This is a genomic window from Streptomyces sp. S465, assembly GCF_026898115.1.
In the GTDB taxonomy this organism is placed as follows: domain Bacteria; phylum Actinomycetota; class Actinomycetes; order Streptomycetales; family Streptomycetaceae; genus Streptomyces; species Streptomyces luomodiensis.
Genome location: NZ_CP114036.1, coordinates 7,435,767 through 7,453,205, shown reverse-complemented (window position 1 = coordinate 7,453,205; position 17,439 = coordinate 7,435,767). Strand labels below are relative to the sequence as shown.

At 69.2% G+C, this 17,439-nt stretch carries 14 protein-coding genes and 2 pseudogenes; 2 read left to right on the top strand and 14 right to left on the bottom strand.

The features are described from left to right. Window positions 1-393 precede the first annotated feature (393 nt). Complete coding sequence (locus N6H00_RS31555) at window positions 394-678, bottom strand: hypothetical protein (RefSeq protein WP_268975229.1); 285 nt, start codon at window positions 676-678, stop codon at window positions 394-396. A gap of 269 nt (window positions 679-947) precedes the next feature. On the opposite strand from N6H00_RS31555, the gene N6H00_RS31550 reads away from it, so the two are divergent. After that, the gene (locus N6H00_RS31550) at window positions 948-2,900 is read left to right on the top strand and encodes a recombinase family protein (RefSeq protein WP_268975228.1); all 1,953 of its coding nucleotides are present in this window, start codon (window positions 948-950) and stop codon (window positions 2,898-2,900) included. Window positions 2,901-3,286: 386 nt separating this feature from the next. On the opposite strand, the pseudogene N6H00_RS31545 reads toward N6H00_RS31550, so the two are convergent. The 8 genes and pseudogenes from N6H00_RS31545 to N6H00_RS31510 form a co-directional block, all read right to left on the bottom strand. Further along, window positions 3,287-3,451, bottom strand: a pseudogene (locus N6H00_RS31545) (TerD family protein); the annotation flags it as partial. Between the two features lie 39 nt (window positions 3,452-3,490). Next, window positions 3,491-4,782 (bottom strand): annotated as a pseudogene (locus N6H00_RS31540) (IS256 family transposase). 244 nt (window positions 4,783-5,026) lie between these two features. Continuing rightward, the gene (locus N6H00_RS31535; protein WP_268975227.1) at window positions 5,027-6,709 is read right to left on the bottom strand and encodes an IPT/TIG domain-containing protein; all 1,683 of its coding nucleotides are present in this window, start codon (window positions 6,707-6,709) and stop codon (window positions 5,027-5,029) included. 446 nt (window positions 6,710-7,155) lie between these two features. Beyond that, the gene (locus tag N6H00_RS31530; RefSeq protein WP_268975226.1) at window positions 7,156-7,308 is read right to left on the bottom strand and encodes a hypothetical protein; all 153 of its coding nucleotides are present in this window, start codon (window positions 7,306-7,308) and stop codon (window positions 7,156-7,158) included. Further along, the gene (locus N6H00_RS31525) at window positions 7,305-8,030 is read right to left on the bottom strand and encodes a recombinase family protein (protein WP_268975225.1); all 726 of its coding nucleotides are present in this window, start codon (window positions 8,028-8,030) and stop codon (window positions 7,305-7,307) included. Before N6H00_RS31525 ends, N6H00_RS31530 begins: the two co-directional genes overlap by 4 nt. 376 nt (window positions 8,031-8,406) lie before the next feature. Next, window positions 8,407-9,711, bottom strand: a complete 1,305-nt coding sequence (locus tag N6H00_RS31520) for a replication-associated recombination protein A (RefSeq protein ID WP_268975224.1) — start codon at window positions 9,709-9,711, stop codon at window positions 8,407-8,409. A gap of 100 nt (window positions 9,712-9,811) precedes the next feature. After that, window positions 9,812-10,180, bottom strand: a complete 369-nt coding sequence (locus tag N6H00_RS31515) for an MmcQ/YjbR family DNA-binding protein (protein WP_268975223.1) — start codon at window positions 10,178-10,180, stop codon at window positions 9,812-9,814. Further along, window positions 10,177-10,572, bottom strand: coding sequence for an MmcQ/YjbR family DNA-binding protein (locus N6H00_RS31510; RefSeq protein WP_268975222.1), 396 nt, complete (start codon window positions 10,570-10,572; stop codon window positions 10,177-10,179). Before N6H00_RS31510 ends, N6H00_RS31515 begins: the two co-directional genes overlap by 4 nt. A 131-nt stretch (window positions 10,573-10,703) precedes the next feature. Here N6H00_RS31510 and N6H00_RS31505 point away from each other — a divergent pair, with 131 nt between their 5' ends. Then, window positions 10,704-11,636, top strand: coding sequence for a helix-turn-helix domain-containing protein (locus N6H00_RS31505; RefSeq protein WP_268975221.1), 933 nt, complete (start codon window positions 10,704-10,706; stop codon window positions 11,634-11,636). Between the two features lie 30 nt (window positions 11,637-11,666). Here the strand turns inward: N6H00_RS31505 and N6H00_RS31500 are convergent, their stop codons facing one another. The 5 genes from N6H00_RS31500 to N6H00_RS31480 form a co-directional block, all read right to left on the bottom strand. After that, complete coding sequence (locus N6H00_RS31500; RefSeq protein WP_268975220.1) at window positions 11,667-12,689, bottom strand: alcohol dehydrogenase catalytic domain-containing protein; 1,023 nt, start codon at window positions 12,687-12,689, stop codon at window positions 11,667-11,669. Between the two features lie 31 nt (window positions 12,690-12,720). Beyond that, on the bottom strand, window positions 12,721-14,157 hold the full coding sequence (locus N6H00_RS31495; protein ID WP_268975219.1) for a carboxylesterase family protein: 1,437 nt from the start codon (window positions 14,155-14,157) through the stop codon (window positions 12,721-12,723). Between the two features lie 270 nt (window positions 14,158-14,427). Continuing rightward, window positions 14,428-15,138, bottom strand: a complete 711-nt coding sequence (locus tag N6H00_RS31490) for a Tn3 family transposase (protein WP_268975218.1) — start codon at window positions 15,136-15,138, stop codon at window positions 14,428-14,430. A gap of 12 nt (window positions 15,139-15,150) precedes the next feature. Further along, window positions 15,151-16,383, bottom strand: coding sequence for an IS30 family transposase (locus N6H00_RS31485; RefSeq protein ID WP_443073095.1), 1,233 nt, complete (start codon window positions 16,381-16,383; stop codon window positions 15,151-15,153). 89 nt (window positions 16,384-16,472) lie between these two features. Continuing rightward, window positions 16,473-17,435 (bottom strand): quinone oxidoreductase family protein, encoded by a 963-nt coding sequence (locus N6H00_RS31480; RefSeq protein WP_268975217.1) that lies wholly within the window; start codon window positions 17,433-17,435, stop codon window positions 16,473-16,475. Window positions 17,436-17,439: the final 4 nt, after the last annotated feature.

Below are 17,439 nucleotides of genomic sequence, written 5' to 3'. Positions count from 1 at the left end.
CCAGGTCCAGTGCAAGAGCCCGCGCGTACACATCGGCGTCTGCGCGGCTGTGTCCATCGGGCTGGTCCACGAGCCTATCGGGGGTGGGTTCGTGGCTGTCGTGGCGTGTGGTGGCCGCTGTCGGGCGCCCGTCTTCAGCGCGCGCAGACGGTGGCGGAGCGGGGGGTGCGGGTGCTCCCGGCGCGTTCCTGGGGTGCTCCTCACGGTGGTCGTCGTGGGGTGCGGTGGTGGGGTGCGAGTGTGTCTGGGAGGTGCAGCGGCGGTAGGCGGCGACGGTTTCGGTCAGGCCGATGAGGAGCAAGGGCGGTACTGCGTGGAGGAGCACCCCGGCGGGGTCGGCATGGCGAGGCCAGCCGATGTGGTCGTCGGGCCAGAGAGAGGTCCAGGTGTTCATCACGGTAGCGGCCAAGTCGGCGGACCAGCGCAGGGCGGTGGACCAGCGTGGTGGGGGATGCCCCAGCCGGCGAGTCGTGCGTCGGCGTAGAGGACGCTGGTGAGGGTGAGGGCGACCATCGGGTCGAGGAGGACGGCGATCGGCCAAGGGATGTGGTGGTCGACGGCGAAGAGGGTGACGTTGACGGCGGTGAAGATGAGGGCGAGGCCGGCGACGCCGGCCAGGATGCGGACGAGCGTGCGCATCAAGGTGTCGATCTCGGCGGGGGTGGAGTGCGTGCTCACTGCGTACCGCGCGGACTCGGGCGGGTTGCTCCCTGGTAGGTGGGACCGGTCAGCTTGAGGCGGGTTTCTCTGACCACGGCGCCGGGGTGGGGTGCGTCGATCATGTGGTGGTGGCCGCTGTAGATACCGACGTGCGTGACAGCGCGCGGACTCGTACCGAAGAACAGCAGGAATGCTCACCCGACACGCCGGGCGGGCTGGCTCTCTTCAAAAGACGGAGCTATCGGTGGTGGACCACCAGGACTACCAAGGACCGAAAGGGTCCCCCGATGGCTGATGACGACCGCCCACTCCCATGGCTTCGACAAGACCAACTCACGCCTGCACCCGTGCCGACCGCCGGCCGCGGGCTGCTGTTCGCCTTCTGCGGACGCGTCTCCACCGAGGACCAGCAAGACCCGGAAGCCTCGCGCCTATGGCAGCTGAACAGGGCCCAGGCGCTGATCGAACCCGCGGGTGGGGAGATCGTTGCCGAGTACTTCGATGTCGGCCAGAGTCGTGCTCTGCCCTGGAAACGCCGCCCCCGGGCGGCAGCGCTGCTGGCCGCACTCGCCGATAGCCGCCGCGGGTTCGACGCAGTGGTCATCGGTGAGCCCCAGCGAGCCTTCTACGGCAGCCAGTTCGGCAACACCTTCCCACTCTTCGTCCACTACGGCGTGCCGCTGTGGGTACCGGAAGTCGGCGGTCCCATCGATCCGGACAACGAGGCCCACGACCTGATCATGTCGGTCTTCGGCGGCATGTCGAAGGGCGAGCGCAACCGCATCAAAGTCCGCGTGCACTCCGCCATGGCCTCCCAGGCCCTGATGGAGGGCCGCTATCTCGGTGGCAGGCCCCCGTACGGATACCGGCTCAGCGACCTCGGCCATCACCCCAATCCCGGCAAGGCAGCCGACGGCAAACGTCTGCACGGCCTCGAACCGGACCCGGACACCGCCCCGGTCGTGGCCAGAATCTTCACCGAGTTCCTCAGCGGCCACGGCATCTTCACCATCGCCGAGGGCCTGACCCGCGACGGCATCCCCAGCCCCTCCGCCCACGACCGGGCCCGCAACCCCCATCGCGACACTCGTGCATGGGCCAAAAGCGCCGTCCGCGCGATCCTCGGCAATCCCCGCTACACCGGCCGTCAGGTCTGGAACCGGCAGCACAAACACGAAGCACTGCTCGATATCCACGACGTCACCCTCGGCTACACCACCGCCATGCGCTGGAACAGCCAGGACAAGTGGATCGTCTCGAAGAAGATCGTCCACACTCCGCTGGTCGACGATGACGTCTTCGCCCGCGTCCAGGACCTTTTCGCGGTCCGTTCGCGCCCCGGCACCACTCACCAGAAGCACCGCACCCGCAGCTCCTACCTGTACCGCGGACGCATTACCTGCGGTATCTGCACACGTCGGATGCAAGGACAGTGGTTCCACGGCGACGCCTACTACCGCTGCCGCTTCCCCGAGGAATACGCCCTGGCCAACCGCGTCCACCACCCCCGCAACATCTACCTCCGCGAGAGCTGGATCACCGTGCCACTCGACAGCTGGCTGGCGACCGTGTTCCTGCCGCACCGGCTTGACGACACGATCGACCTCATGGCGACGACCGCAGCGGCACCCGAACCAGAGTCCGCCGCTGTCGCGGCCGCCCGTGAGGTCATCGCCGACTGCGATGCCAAACTGGCCACCCACCGAGCCGCCCTCGAAGCCGGCGCCGACCCCACCCTCGTCACACAGTGGATCGCCGAGACACAAACCCGTCGGGCCAGGGCCGAAGCCGAACTCCGTACGGCATCGAAGGGGCCGGGCACGAGAATGTCCCGCGATGAGATCGCCCGGCTCGTCCGGTCCATCAGCGATCTGACGACCGTCATTCAGCAAGCCGAGGCCGAAGACAAGGCCGAGATCTACCGCCTGCTGGGGCTCCGGCTCACCTACGCTCCAGCGCAAGCGACCGTGAACGCCGAGGTCACGCTCGACCCGAAGAACGACAAATCCCCACGGTCGACGAACAACCGTGGGGAAATGGTACATGTCCGAGGACCGACACGCACCATACGTACACGCCGGTGTCGCGGGGAGAGCTGCTTCTGTCGTAGCCACGGGGTCGAGTACTCGGCGGGAGTCACGACGAAGGAGTGCGGGAGAACCGACTCGGGGACCGTGATCCCCCTCGACGGCCACAACGCAATGGCCGTCCCCGACGACTTCCCCACAGGCGCGGGGTAGGTCCCGTCCATCTTCGGACGGCGACCCCGCCCGGTGCTCGAGCCCGGCCAGGTCACCTTGGTGAGGGGACCTCACGTGCACCACAGGTGCGGCACCCGCGTCCGTGGCGGACGCTCCACGCCGGTACGGCAGCACGCTGACGGCCAGCCCCGCGAAACGAAGAAGGCAGCCGGCCACCAGTAGGCAGAGACGGCGTTAGCTGACTGATACGGGGCCCTGTCGAACAGCTGAGGGGCGCACCGCTACCACCGCGCCTGCGACGCTGGCGCCACGTGGTTGTCCATAGTGCCCCGCGCATGTACGCGATGGTGGGCTGGGCCTTCTTCGCCGACGGCCCTCAGCGCCATGGGTCCAGCGCCCCGCCGACCGTCTGCCGCGGCGAGGCGTTACAGGTGAGGGGTGATGTCGGGGAGGAGGTCCTCGAACGTGCGGCCATTGGAGGGGCTGCCGATCGCGGTCATCTGCCAGCCGTTCCCGCTCCTGACCACCTTGGCCATGATCATCGCGGTGTAGTGCCCGCCGCCGGTCAGGGTGTAGCGGGCCAACTCCTGGCGGGTCTGTCAAACGAGCGGTGTAACTGGGGTGGTTGGTTAGTGGCGGGCGGCTGAGAGTCGGCCGTCGAAGGTGATGTCGAAGGCGTTCAGCGCGGTCTTCCAGCGCATGGTCCAGCGAGCCTGGCCCTTGCCGGTGGGGTCGAGCGACATGATGGCCATGTAGACGCACTTCAGGGCGGCCTGCTCGTTCGGGAAGTGTCCGCGGGACTTGACCGCTCGCCGGATCCGAGCGTTGACCGACTCGATCGCGTTGGTGGTGCAGACGATGCGGCGGATCTCGGTGTCGAACCGCAGGAAAGGGGTGAACTCCTCCCATGTGTTCTCCCACAGCTTCACGATCGCCGGATACTTCCTGCCCCACGCGTCGGCGAACTCGGCGAACCGGTCCAGGGCGGCTTCTTCGGTCGGTGCGGTGCAGACGGGCTTGAGGAGCTCGGCGATCTTGTCCCAGTCCTGGCGGGCTGCAGAGCGGAAGGAGTTCCGCAGCAGGTGGACCACGCAGGTCTGCACGATGGTACGGGGCCAGACCGTCTCCACCGCCTCGGGCAGGCCCTTGAGACCGTCGCAGACGAGCATGAGCACTCGCTCACGCCGCCGTTCTTGATCTCGGTGAGGATGTCCAGCCAGTGCTTGGCGCCCCCGCCGCCGCCGGCGGCCCATAGCCCGAGGATCTCGCGCCGGCCCTCGGTGGTGACGGCCAGGGCCACGTAGATGGGCCGGTTGGCGACCGCGCCGTCGCGGATCTTCACGTGCATGGCGTCGATGAAGACCACCGGATAGACGGTGTCGAGGGGTCGGCTCTGCCATTCGGCCATGCCCTCGAGGACCTTGTCGGTGATGGTGGAGATGGTCTGACGGGAGACGTCGGCGCCGTAGACCTCGGCCAGATGGGCCTGGACCTCGCCGGTGGTCAGGCCCTTCGCGGCCAGCGAGATCACCATTTCGTCGACGCCGGGCAGGCGCTTCTGCCGCTTCTTGACGATCTTGGGCTCGAAGAAGCCTTCCCGGTCGCGGGGCACGGTTATCTCCACCGGCCCCACGTCGGCCAGCACGGTCTTGGAGCGTTTGCCGTTGCGGGAGTTGCCGCCGTTCTTGCCCGCCGGCTCGTGCTTGTCGTAGCCGAGGTGGTTGGTGATCTCGCCTTCCAGGGCGGACTCCAGCAGCCGCTTGGTCAGCTGCTGCAGCAGCCCGCCCTCGCCGGTCAGCTGCAGACCCTCGGCCTGCGCTCGGCTCACCAGCCCGTCGATCAACTGTTCGTCCACGGCCTTCACCCGCGCAGCCTTCGTAGGCTCGACGGCCTCAGCCTCGGACACCTTCTCACTGGACATCGATGCATCTTCCATGATCGGGAGTTACACCGAACGTCTTACAGTCCCCATCAGGATGCAGCAGCCACAGACGATCCGATTGGCCCGCACCGCCTTGCGCTGATCGTTGCGATCAACGGGACCGGCGGGTGCAGGGTGAGAAGACGATCACTCTTCAGGAAGGGCCAGCGTGGTGGCGGCTTCCCGGAGAGGACCGCTGTCCGCTCTTTGGCGGAAGGCGGCCGTGGTCGGGCCGGCGGCGGGGTCAGATGGCGGGTCCGTTGAGGTAGGTGTAGGTGCTCTGGGAGCTGCCGCCGAGGGTGCTGACCGTGATGGTGATTCCTCCGGCGGGGTGGGGCGGGGCGGCTGCGCTGATTATCTGGTCGGAGATGACGACATAGGCCGCAGCGGTGTTGTCGAAGGTGACTTCCTGGGTGGTGGCGAGGTTGGCGCCGGTGATGGTGACGGCGGTGCCGCCGCTGGTTGGTCCGATGCCGGGGCTGACGGCAGTCAGAGAGGGTGTGTCGAGGTAGGTGAAGGTCAGGCCGGTGGCGTTCCCTGCGGATGTGACGACGGTGACCGAGACCAGGCCGGAGGAGGGAGCGCTGGGGACGGCGACGGTGACGGCGGTGTCGGTGACGGACTGGATGGTGGCCACTCTGGAGCCGAAGCGCACCGAGGTGGTTCCGGCCAGGTTGGCTCCGGTGATGACGGCGGTTCCTCCGCCGGTGACGGGGCCCGTGGTCCGGGTGATCCCGGTCAGCAGCGGGGCGGGGCGGTAGTAGAAGGTGCCGAAGTTGCCGGTGCCGCCGGGGGTGGTGACGGTCACGGGGACCGCGCCCTGTCCGGCGGGGGTGCGGACGGTGACGGAGGTCGCGGTGTTGGCCAGGATGGTGGCGGGTTTGTCGCCGAAGCGCACGGCAGTTGCGCCAGCCAGGTCGTGGCCTCGGATGGTCACGATGGTGCCACCTGCGGTGGAGCCCTGGCTGGGCACGAGCGTCAGGGCGATCACGCTGACGGTGTTGTCGGCGCTGTCCGTCACGTACAGCCGGGTCCCGGTGGGGGCGACCGCGACGCAGACGGGGCCATTACCCACGGCAATGCTGCCGGTGGCGGTATTGGTGGCGGTGTCGATCACGCTGACGGCGTTGTCGGCGAAGTCGACGACGTAGGCGGTGGCCCCGTCCGGGCTCACCGCCACGAAACGAGGCGTGGTGCCGACGCCGATGGTGGCGGTGGCGGTATTGGTGGCGGTGTCGATCACGCTGACGGTGTCGCTGCCCGCGTTGCAGACGTAGGCGCGGGTACCGTCCGGGCTGAAGGCGACGATCACCGGCACGTCGCCTGCGGTGAAGCTGCCGGTGGCGGTGTTGGTGGCGGTGTCGATCACGCTGACGGTGCTGTCGCCCACGTTGCAGACGTAGGCGCGGGTGCCGTCGGGAGAGATGGCGACGCCGACCGGGAAGGGCCCGGTGTTCACGGTGGCGGTAACGGTGTTGGTGGCCGTGTCGATCACGCTGAGGGTGTTGGCGCTCTGGACGGTGACGTAGGCGCGGGTGCCGTCCGGGGAGACCGCTACCACGGCCGGTCCGGCGCCGACCGCGATGGTGGCCGTGATGGTGTTGGCAGCGGTGTCGATCACACCGACCGTGCTGGCATCGGCCAGGGTCACGTAGGCGCGGGTGCCGTCCGGGGAGACCGCCGGGAAGATCGGGCCACCGGCGGCGGCGATGGTCGCGGTGACGGTGTTGGTGGCGGTGTCGATCACGCTGATGGTGTTCGACGCCCGGTTCGCGACGTAGGCATGTGTCCCGTCGGGCGTCAGCGCCACACCGAGCGGGGAACTGCCCACAGGGATGGTGATGTTGGACGCCGCCAGCGCCGTGGAGCGTTGCCGGGGCAGCGCGACGGCGCCCAGCAGCGGATCAGGTCGGGTCAAGACGGTCACGGCACAGCCTTTCTGAGCACGTATCGGGAAACCGCAGCCACTGCCCGGGCGGAGACGCAGCCCCAGGGCAGGGACGTCGGTTGATGCCGCTGTGGGGCTCCGCCTGCGGCAGCGCGGCCCGCGCTCCAGGCGGCCGATGGTCCTCATGGCCGAACGGCCACGCGAGAGAACCGCGACTGCCACCTACAGCACGTTCCCCGGCAAAGGGTGGGCGGCCCACCGGCTCCACTACTCAAAGTGACCCATAATGTCAAACAGGTGACAAGGGTCAGCTATGCGATATCACCCAAATGGCTCAGCCGTGATGCTTCGGGCTGCCCGATCTGCCGCATACGAGCGCCATGGCATATCCGGACCAGGAACAACTGGTCCCACTCCTTCCTCCAGATCACCCTCAAGACGGTGCCCCGCCGCAAAGACCAGGACGGGAAGCCCCGGATGGCCGCTCAGCTCTCCGGCTCATCCTCGGCGAGTATGCGGTAGACGGTGGCGACCGAGGGCCGCTTGCCCTGGTTCTTGCCTGAGGTGATGACGAGCTTGCGGGCGATCTCGGGGACGGGCACGCCGTTGGCCCGCAGACTACGGGCGTAGGCGGTCATGTCATCGTCGACGACCTTGGGCCGTCCGCCGTGACGGCCACGCTCGCGGGCCGACGCCTGACCTTCCAGGGACTTCTCCCGGATGTACTCACGCTGGGACTCGGCCATGCCGGCGAAGAACGCGAACAGGCGCGCCCGTGCCCGGACGGGTCGTAGACCCCTTGGAGGGGGCCGGTGAGGAGTTCGAGCTGGATGTCGTGGTGGCGCAGGTCCTCGGCGATGGTCAGCAGCTCGGCGGCGCCGCGCCCGAGGCGCTTCATCTCGTGCACGGTGAGGATCACCCGCTGGTGGGGGACGGCCTTCTTGATGGTGCGGGCGAAGTCCATCGCCTTGACGAACTCTGGCCGGACCTTGACCCGGGTGCTGATCTTCTCTGAGAACACGGGATCGCAGCCCGCCTCTTCGAGGGCGTCGAGCTGGCTCTGGAGCTCTTGCTGGGCGGTGCTGCACCTCGCGTATCCCACCCTCGTGGGCTTCGTGGTGGCCTCGGGCGCTGCGGCGTCGATGGCCGGGCCCATCTCCCATACTCGGCCGGGTCCGCGGTCGGCGGGGGTGCGGACTTCGAGCTCGGCGCGGAGCTGGGGGACGAGCATGAAGCGCGGGGTGTGGTACTTGGGGGCGACTTTGCCACCGCGGGTGCGACAGGTGCTTCCGGCGGGCACTTCACAGGTGGGGCAGTCGAACTGTTCGACGACGGCGGCCGGTGCGGCGGGCTGGGGCATGTCGCAGAACCTATCGCGAGGGGCTTTGTGCGAAAGCCGTTTTGCGAGAGGTTGTGAGAACGAGGATCAGAGACAAATCGGATGCGGTCCGGCGGGGATCTCCGGTCTCTCAGAACTACTCATTTCTGCGAACACGGAATGTGATGTTGGACCACGCTCAAGATGCCGACGAACCGGCGTTCAGCATGCAGATGTGCATCGCTCGATAGCTGCTGCCCTTTGCCGCCGATGAGGAGGCGGTCAACCTGGAGCGCCCGCAGCGTAGCGAGGAAGAACGAGGTTGACGGGCGACGAACGGCCGCGACGATCGGCAGCGAGAGCTTCCCGGTGAGGCGAGTGAGTTCCGTACGACGGAATCTTCGCGGGTGTCAGTGGGTCAGTCGCTTTGGCTACGAGCGCGCAGTGCGGCCCAGCGGCGCAGGCGTTCGGTGATCTGGGCTTCGTAGCCGTTGCGGGTGGGCTGGTAGTAGGTCTCTCGGTTCATGTCGTCGGGGAAGTAGTCGGCACCGGAGAAGCCGTCGGTGGTGTCGGGGTCGTACCGGTAGTTCTTGCCGTAGCCAAGGTTCTTCATCAGCTGGGTCGGGGCGTTGAGGATGTGGGCGGGTGGCATGAGGGAGCCGGTGCGGCGGGCGGCTCGGTGTGCGGCGTTGAAGCCGCGGTAGACGGCGATGGACTTGGGGGCGGTGGCGAGGTAGACGACGGCCTGGGCGATCGCCAGCTCGCCTTCGGGGGAGCCGAGTCGCTCGTACACGTCCCAGGCGGCGAGGGCCTGCTGGACGGCGTGCGGGTCGGCGATGCCGATGTCCTCGTTCGCGAAACGGACCAGCCGGCGGCCGACGAACAGAGGGTCCTCGCCTCCGTCGAGCATGCGGGCGAGCCAGTACAGGGCCGCGTCCGGGTCGGAGCCGCGCATCGACTTGTGCAGCGCGGAGATCAGGTTGTAGTGGCTCTCCTGCGCCTTGTCGTACAGCGGGGCGCGCTGCTGGATGTGATCGGCGAGCGCGGTGGCGTCCATGGTGGTTTCGGTGTCGGGGAGGGCCTGGAGCTGTTCGGCCATGTTGAGGAGGTAGCGGCCGTCGCCGTCGGCCAAGGCGATCAGGGCGCGGCGGGCGTCGTCGTCCAGGGGCAGCCGGTGGCCGGTGAGCTGCTCGGCGCGGTGGAGCAGCGTGGACAGGGCGGCTTCGTCGAGGCGTTTGAGGACGAGGACCTGGGTGCGGGAGAGGAGGGCGCCGTTGAGTTCGAAGCTCGGGTTCTCCGTGGTGGCGCCGATCAGAGTGATCGTGCCGTCCTCGACGTAGGGAAGGAAGCTGTCCTGCTGGGCGCGGTTGAAGCGGTGGATCTCGTCGACGAACAGCAGGGTGCCCTGGCCAATGCCGCGCCGGCGTTGTGCGGCGGCGAAGACCTTCCGCAGCTCGGCCACGCCGGAGAAGGTGGCCGATACCGGTTCGAAGGCCAGGTTGCTGCCGTCCGCGAGGAGCCGGGCGATGGTCGTCTTCCCGACACCGGGCGGCCCCCACAGGATGGCGGAGCTGAGGCGCTGCTGGGCGACCATGCGGCCAAGTGGGGCGTCCGGGGCCAGGAGGTGGTCCTGTCCGACGACATCTTCCAGCTGGGTGGGGCGCAGGAGGTCGGCGAGTGGCCGGGCGGGCTCCTCGTTGAAGAGCGGCAGGGTCGGTTCCATCGGTCTCTCGGGTCGGTGGCGGACATGTGCGGGCGTGGCGAGACTTGCACGGGGCACTGACAGGCGTTGGCTCAGGCGCTGGTGGGAAGGCTCGCGGTGCTCATCGGACTCGGGGGCGGTCGCGTCGCGGAAGCCGCTCGACGACCAAGTCGTAGGAATCCTCGACCGCGTCGGTGACCAGCCGCTCGGTGATGCCGGGTCCCGGCCGCAGCGAGATCCAGTGCCGCTTGTCGAGATAGCGGCCCGGTGTGATCGAGGCGTAGCGGTGTACGTTCGCGCGGGCGTGTTCGGGTTCGCACTTGATCGTGATGATCTGCTCGTCCGGGTCGTCGGTGACGATCAGGAATACCTTGCCCGCGACCTTGTACACGTCGAGTCCGGGGGTGAAGGGGCGTCCGTGGCTGACGTCGGGGAGGGCCAGGGCCGCCCGGCGGGCGGTGTCCTGGAGCCGGTCACCGGCCGCGCTCACCGGGGCGCTCGCGTTCCGCTGCCGTAGGTGTGCGGGTCGATGGGCTGCTCGGTCCTGGGCAGGTGAGCGACAACGAGCCGGTAGGACTCGGTGACGAGCTCCCTGACGAGCTCCTCGTCGATGCCGTCCCCGCCCTCCAGCGTGATCCAGTGCTTCTTGTTCATGTGGTAGCCGGGGGTGATGTGGCTATTGTGTTCCCGCAGGGCAAGGGCCTCGCCGGGGTCCGACTTGAGGATCACGACGGGGCGCCCGGGGGCCTCGGTCATCAGCATGAACGCCTTGCCGCGTACCTTGAAGACCTGCCAGTCGGGGCCGAAGGGGTGCTCCAGCTGGGCTCCGGGAAGCTCCTCGGCGCAGTCGGCGGCGGTCTTCTGCAGGGTCGATCCGTTCATGGGAGGTTGCCTTCCTCAGGTCGGTGACGGGCTGCGGCCTCGAAGGACGCGGAGGGCGTGCCGTGCGGTCGCGGCGGCACAGCTCATCCTTTCCCTGGAACAGATGAAAAGGGGCAGTAGACTGCGGACACGTGATGGTCGACAAGCGACACCCCAGGCCGAGTGGCCAGGCCGGATCGGCTGCGGTTCCGCTGTACGGTTTCCAGCCCCCGGTCGGCACTCCCTACGGGCTGGAGGTGAGTACCGTCGAGGACTTCTTCGCCCAGCACGACGACTGGCCGTGGAACCCGCCCCGTCCGGGCCGCGCCACCTTCCACTACCTGATCCTGGTCACCGAGGGTGAGCTGCGGCACGACGTCGACCACGTCACGCGGACCGTCGCCCCCGGCCAGTGGCTGTGGGTGCGTCCCGGACACGCCCAGTGCTGGCATCCGCCCGGCGCCGCCCGCGGCCCGTTCATCTTGTTCGAACCCGACGTGCTGCGGTCCGATATCGCCCGCCTCCTGGCCCCGCTCACCGCGCACGAGGCCCCTGCCGTACTGAGCCCGCACCCCGACGACGCCGCCTGGCTCCAGCAGACAGCCCTCCAGCTCCTGGACGAACACCGAGCCCTCGGGCGCCGCCCCCTCGATATCCACCACGCCCTGCGGCGCAGCCTGCTCGAATCGCTGCTGCTGCGCCTCGCCAACGCCCCCGGCATCACCCCCACCGACACGTCGGCTGGCACGGGCCGTGGTGACACCTACGGACGGTTCGTGGACGCCCTGGAGCTGCACTTCCGCGAACTGCACCAGGCCGCGGACTACGCCGAGCTGCTCGGCTGCTCGGTCCGGACCCTCAGCCGCGCCGCCCGGGACGCCACCGGCAAGGGAGTGCGGGAGCTCATCGACGAGCGGCGGCTGCTCGAAGCCCGGCGCCTGCTGGGAAGCGCGCGGTGGGAGGCCCGGACGGTGGCCGCCCACCTCGGCTTCACCGATCCCGCGAACTTCGGCCGCTTCTTCCGCGACCGCACCGGTCTCACGCCGGCCGCGTTCGCGGCCCGCCAAGCCACAACCGGTCCGTGAGCGCAGTGCGGCGCCCTGAGGGCTCGCTTCTCAGTCGTCCAGGACGACGACGTGCTTGGCCGAGGTGGTGCCGGACTCGATGTCGGCCTGGGCGTCACGGACCTGTTCCAGACCGCGGTAGACCTTGGCGACCGGGACCTTGAGGCGCCCTTCGGCGATGGCCTGGAGCTGGCGGGCGAAGACGTCGGCCGGCAGGTCGGCGGCCTCACCCGCGTAGCTGGTCAGCCGCACCCCGCTGGGGATCATGAACGGGGTGAAGTCGGGGAGGGACCACCCGCCTGCCAGGGCGCCGGTGAAGCAGACGGTGCCGTGTACCCGTACGCATCCGAAGGTGTCAGGCAGGGCGGTGCAGCCCACCAGCTCCAGCGCCGCGTCGACGCCCTTCGGCACGAGGTCGCGGACCTTCTCGGCGAGGTGCCCGTCGTCCACGACCGGGTGGTCGACCCCCATCGCCCGCAGCTCGTCGCCGCGTTCGGCGTTGCGGGTGGTGGAGATGACGGTGGCCCCGATCTCCTTGGCCATCGTCGCCGCGCTCAGACCCACCGTGGAGGTGCCGCCGCGGATCAGCAGCGTCTGCCCAGCCTTCAGGTCCAGGCCGCGGGTCAACGAGCCGTACGCGGTCTGGAACATCTCCGGCAGGGCGCCGACCACGTCCCACGGCAGGCCGGTCTCGAACGGGATGACCTGCCCGGCGGGGACGGTCACATACTGGGCGTAGGCACCGTCGTAGGAGCGGCCCATGCCGCCCATCATGGTCGCGACCTGCTGACCCGGGCGTAGCCCGCTGTCCTCGTCGGCCTCGTCGACCACGCCGACGCCCTCGATCCCAGGGACGCGCGGGTAGGTGACCTCCGCGTCCGACTCCCCCTTTCGGGTGGTGACCTCGGACTCGTTGACGCCGAACGCCTTCACCTTGATCCGCACCCAGCCGGGCTTGCGTGCGGGCACCGGCACGTCCTTGGCCTCCAGTGCGTCGAGGCCGCCCGGGTGAGTGATGACGATGGCCCGCATCGTCGCGGGTGTGGCGCCGTCGGCTGCCGTGGGGTGGCTCATGCCAAGCTCCTTGTCCGTCGACCGTCGACTGTCACGGGCGGTCGATGCCCTCGTACAGGTCGAGAGCCGCCTGGTAGTGCGCGGCGGCCTCGAAGGGCATCGCGCCGACGCTCCCGGAGGTGGGCCGGTCGACCACGGCGGGCCACAGACGGTTGTACTCGCCGGTGGCGAAGTCCAGCACGATGTCGCGGATGCGGGTGTCTCGCTCGGCCTGCTCAGCGCTGCGCCCCGGTTGTTCCTGGCCGACCAGGGCGTGCATTTCGCTGCCGTGGACGGCGGGAACGCCCTCGGCGGGGCCGATCGCCAGGAGATGGGCGTTGCCGCCCGCGGCGGCGTGGGCCAGGGCAGCGCGCGCGGCGGGGAGCCCGTAGATGTAGTCCGTCAGGAGCGCAGAGCGGACCTCGGCCGGAGTGCGGCCGCCCAGGTCGTAGGCGTCGACGATCTGCTGCGCGCGGGAGCGGGGGATGCGCCACCCGGCGACTTCGTCGGTGATGGCCTCGACGGTGTGCGGGTCGAAGCGGTCGAAGTCGTTCGCCACCCACCAGCCCAACTCGTCGGTGGCCGCGCTCAGCAGGATATCGATGTCGCGGTGTGTGCCCGAGGCGAGTACGTCCATGGGGTGGGAGCGGAGCACCGCTCCGGGCTGTCCGGTGTCCAGGACGACTCCCATGGCCTTGGAGTCCACTCCGGCGCGGACGCCGAGGTCCGTCGGGAGGACCTTGTGCAGGGCGGGAACCAGGGCTGACGCGTCCAGGTTGAGCAGCTTCTCCGGGGTGTCCGCGACGCCGAGTTCGGCGACGAACCGGTGCGCGAGCTCTTCGGCCCACCAGGCCGGCTGGACGCGCGAGGCGGCGCCGGAGAATCCGGCCAGACGCCGGTACAGGCCGTTGGCGGAGGGGGCACCGAGCAGCCCGAAGGCGGAGAAGCCGCCGGCGCTGTGGCCGTAGACGGTGACGTTGTCGGGGTCGCCGCCGAAGTGGGCGATGTTCTGCTTGATCCAGGTCAGCGCGGCGATGACGTCCTGCAGGCAGAGGTTGCTGGCCTCGGCGAGAGCGCCGCCGTACTGGGACAGCGAGACCGCGCCCAGGGCGCCGAGCCGGTAGTTGATCGACACGCCCACCACGCGCCCCGTCGCGGCGAGACCGGAGGCGTTCGAGGTGATCTGCGTGTTGGCACCGTACTCGAATCCGCCGCCGTGGATGTACACGGCCACCGGCAAGGCGTCCGCTGTCGGCTCCTTGGGGGCCCACACGTTCAGGTTCAGGCAGTCCTCGCCCATCCCACTGTCCGCCTCCAGCCAGTCGCCGCTGCCGGGCTGGACGGAGACGACGCCCTTGCGGTCATAGGGGCGCTCCGGGTCGAAGGCCGCGACCACGGGGCGGCGGTACCGCTCGGCGGTGGCGTACGGGATCCCCCACCAGGACCGCACCCCAGGTGCGGTCGGAGCCTTGGGAGCGGTGGCGGTCATGGCATGTCCTTCCGGCGCGGTTCGATGTTCTCCATCGTTCCCTGGGATCTGACAAATCGCCCGGCGGACAGCGGACACCCAGTGGTCACCAGGTGACACTTCTGTCCCTGGTCTTCTCATAGCTCAGGCTGCCGCGGGCATGCCGGGGTCCTGCCGTCAGCGGACTCTGAGGCCCCGAGCGGCCACAGCACGGTGCCACTTGACGAAAGGGTTGTGCAGCCGTTGCCGCCGCCGTGATTGATCGGCAGCGGCAACGGTTTGGAGGCCGGCTCAGGCGGCCTGACCGAGGTCGGCGGCAGTCGGGGCCTGCTCGCGGAGCTGGGTGAAGTCGACGTCCAGCTTCGGGTCGTACGCCTCGGGCTGGTTTCCGAGTTCATGCGTGCCGTACCCGCCGAACCGGTTGATGTGCTCGGTCAGGTACGGCGAGATGTGGGCCAAATCCTCGGGCTCGATCGTCCATCCCTCGTCCAGCAGCTGCCGCACGATCTCGGCGATGTCCAGGGCGTTGTGGAAGATGACCGCGTTCGTGAGCAGGGCGTTGAACTTCATCGCCTTCTCCTGCTCGACCGGGTCGTTGTCCGCGATGACGCCCCGGTTGCCGAAGCCGATCCACTGCGAGAAGCCGTTGAACGCTTCGGTCTTGTTTGTCGCCGCGGTCACCCGTCGGCGAAGCGCCGGATCAGACAGGTACCGCAACAGCTGCACGGTGCGGATCACCCGGCCGACCTCACGGAACGCGGCGTAGGTGGCGTTCTTCTTCGAGCCCGAGCGCAGCCGCTTGAGCAGCGTGGACGAGGAGATCACCCCCTCCCGTACCGAGACGGCGACCTTCATCAGGTGCCGGAACTGGGACTCGATCAGGCCCCAGTCGATGACGTTCTTCCCGCTCTCGCCGAACAGCGCGTCGATGTGCACGTACTCGGTCTGCTTCGACGGCCGGTAGAAGGTCAGGCCGGCGGATTCAAGGGGTCGTCGCAACACGTGGTGAGTTGATCAAGCCGCGAGTAGTTTAGACAGACGCTCGGCTGGGGTTTCCCAGCCGAGCGTTTTGCGTGGGCGGCTGTTGAGTTCGGCGGCGACGGCGTCCAGGTCCTGGCGGGTGTGGACGGACAGGTCGCTGCCCTTGGGGAAGTACTGCCGCAGCAGCCCATTCGTGTTCTCGTTCGAGCCGCGCTGCCAGGGGCTGCCCGGGTCGCAGAAGTAGACCGGGACGTCGGTGGCGACGCTGAAGGCGTGGTGTGCTGCCATCTCGCAGCCCTGGTCCCAGGTCAGGGGCCGTTTCAGGTGCGGCGGGAGGGTCTTGATCGTGTCGATAAGGGCATTGCGGACGGCCGGGGCGCTGTGGTCGGTGGGCAGGTGGACGAGCAGCAGGTAGCGGGTGCTGCGTTCGACCAGGGTGGCGATGGCGGAGCGGGAGTTGCGGCCGACGATGAGGTCGCTTTCCCAGTGGCCGGGGACGGCCCGGTCGGCGGCTTCGGCGGGCCGTTCGCTGATCACCACCATGGGGTGGGAGTAGCGCGGCCGGCGCTTGGCCGCGTGGCGGTTCGGGCGGCGGATGGCCCGTCCGGTGCGCAGGGCGCGGGTGAGTTCGCGGCGGAGTTCGCCGCGGCCCTGGACGTAGAGGGCCTGGTAGATGGTCTCGTGGGTCACGTGCATCCCCGGCCGGTCGGGGAAGCGGATGCGCAGAGCGTGACAGATCTGCTCGGGGCTCCAGCGCAGGGTCAGGTGGTCCTGGATGAAGTCCCGCAGCCCGGGATTCTGACCGATCTTGCCGGGCTTGGGGCGGGGCCGACGGGCGACGGCGCGGGCCTGGGCGGCGTGGGGCCGGTACTGGCCGTTCGTGGGGTGCCGGTTGCGGCGGATCTCCCGGCTGATGGTCGACGGGCTGCGGCCCAGCTCAGCCGCGATGGCCCGGATGGTGGCCTTCTCACGCAGCCGGTCGGCGATGTGGATGCGGTCTGCCTCGGCCAGGTAGCGCGAGGGCGCGGGCGGCGTTGTCTCAACAGACGGCGGCACCACCGCGTTGATCGGTGGTGCCGCCTTGTTCTTGCCCGAGGCGCCGCGTCCGTTGCGCCATCGCTTGCCCGTGCGGACGTTGATGCCGATGACTGCGGCGGCCTCGGAGTAGCCCATTCCTTGATCCACAAGCCGGAAGTATGCCTCCCGCTCCTGGACCAGCTTCCTGGGTCCCTGCGGCCCCCGGTCCTCCCGGATCTTGAAGTCCATTGCCACCCCTGAGCTGGGGTGTTGCAACGACCACTAGAACCTAAGGCCAGGAGGGGGCCCTTGGGACATCCGCGGAGAAGCGCGCCGTGTCAGTGCTCCATGTCGAGCACGATCTTGCCCACCGCCTGCCCCGTGCGCAGCCGCTCCACGGCCTCGCCGAGCGCGTCCATCCCGTACCTCTCGTACGGCAGCGTCAGCGCGCCCGAGGACAGGTCGGGCAGCAGGCGGAGCACCTCGGGGGCGACCTCCTTGCTGCGGGAGATCATGTTGACGGGCAGGAGGGTGATGTCGGCGAGGAAGAAGTCCGCGAGGTCCAGGGTGAGTTCGCGGCCGGCCGTGTAGCCGAGGAGCGCGGCCCGGCCGCGCGGGCGGACCAGGGTGAGGGCGCCCCGCAGGATCTGGCCGCCGACCGAGTCGATCAGGACGTCGACCTTGCCGCCGATCGCCTCCTCGGAGAGGTCGGAGGCGAGCAGCGCCTTGGCGACGCCGGGTACGTGCGGCAGCTTCGCCGGGCGGCCGACGGCGCCGATGACCTCCGCGCCGGCGCGCGCCGCGAGTTGCACGGCCACGGCACCGACCGCACCGGACGCGCCGGTGACCAGCACCCGCTCCCCCGGCCGCACCTGGGCGATCGCGTGGACGGTCGCCCAGGCGGTGCCGACCGGGGAGAAGTAGATGCAGGCCAGAGCGGGATCGGTGCCCTCGGGCATGGCCTCCGCGGCGGCGTCCGGGACGAGCGCGTGCTCGGCCCAGGCGCCGTCACGGCTCAGGCCGAGCCCCTCGCCGCGCAGTCGCACCAGGGCGCCCTCGGGGTGGGTGCCCGAGGCGACGACGTAGCCGCTGCCCTGGGTGCCGGGAATGAACGGCAACTCGGGCAGGATGCCGAACTGTCCGTCGAGGATGTTCAGGTCCAGATGGGCGGCGGTGGCCGCCACGATCCGGACGAGGGTGTGGCCGGGGCGCGGCTCGGGGACGGACCGCTCCGTGAGCCGGGGCAGGGTGCCGAACTCCTCCAGGACCAGGGCCCTTGATGAAGTTGTGGAAGTGCTCACGTGC

Excerpts from the sequence above, each read along its gene's own strand:
- N6H00_RS31550 (WP_268975228.1), top strand. The coding sequence starts at position 948 with ATGGCTGATGACGACCGCCCACTCCCATGGCTTCGACAAGACCAACTC.
- N6H00_RS31530 (WP_268975226.1), bottom strand. The coding sequence starts at position 7,308 with ATGACCGCCTACGCCCGTAGTCTGCGGGCCAACGGCGTGCCCGTCCCC.
- N6H00_RS31525 (WP_268975225.1), bottom strand. The coding sequence starts at position 8,030 with ATGCCCCAGCCCGCCGCACCGGCCGCCGTCGTCGAACAGTTCGACTGC.
- N6H00_RS31520 (WP_268975224.1), bottom strand. The coding sequence starts at position 9,711 with ATGGAACCGACCCTGCCGCTCTTCAACGAGGAGCCCGCCCGGCCACTC.
- N6H00_RS31510 (WP_268975222.1), bottom strand. The coding sequence starts at position 10,572 with ATGAACGGATCGACCCTGCAGAAGACCGCCGCCGACTGCGCCGAGGAG.
- N6H00_RS31500 (WP_268975220.1), bottom strand. The coding sequence starts at position 12,689 with ATGAGCCACCCCACGGCAGCCGACGGCGCCACACCCGCGACGATGCGG.
- N6H00_RS31495 (WP_268975219.1), bottom strand. The coding sequence starts at position 14,157 with ATGACCGCCACCGCTCCCAAGGCTCCGACCGCACCTGGGGTGCGGTCC.
- N6H00_RS31485 (WP_443073095.1), bottom strand. The coding sequence starts at position 16,383 with ATGGACTTCAAGATCCGGGAGGACCGGGGGCCGCAGGGACCCAGGAAG.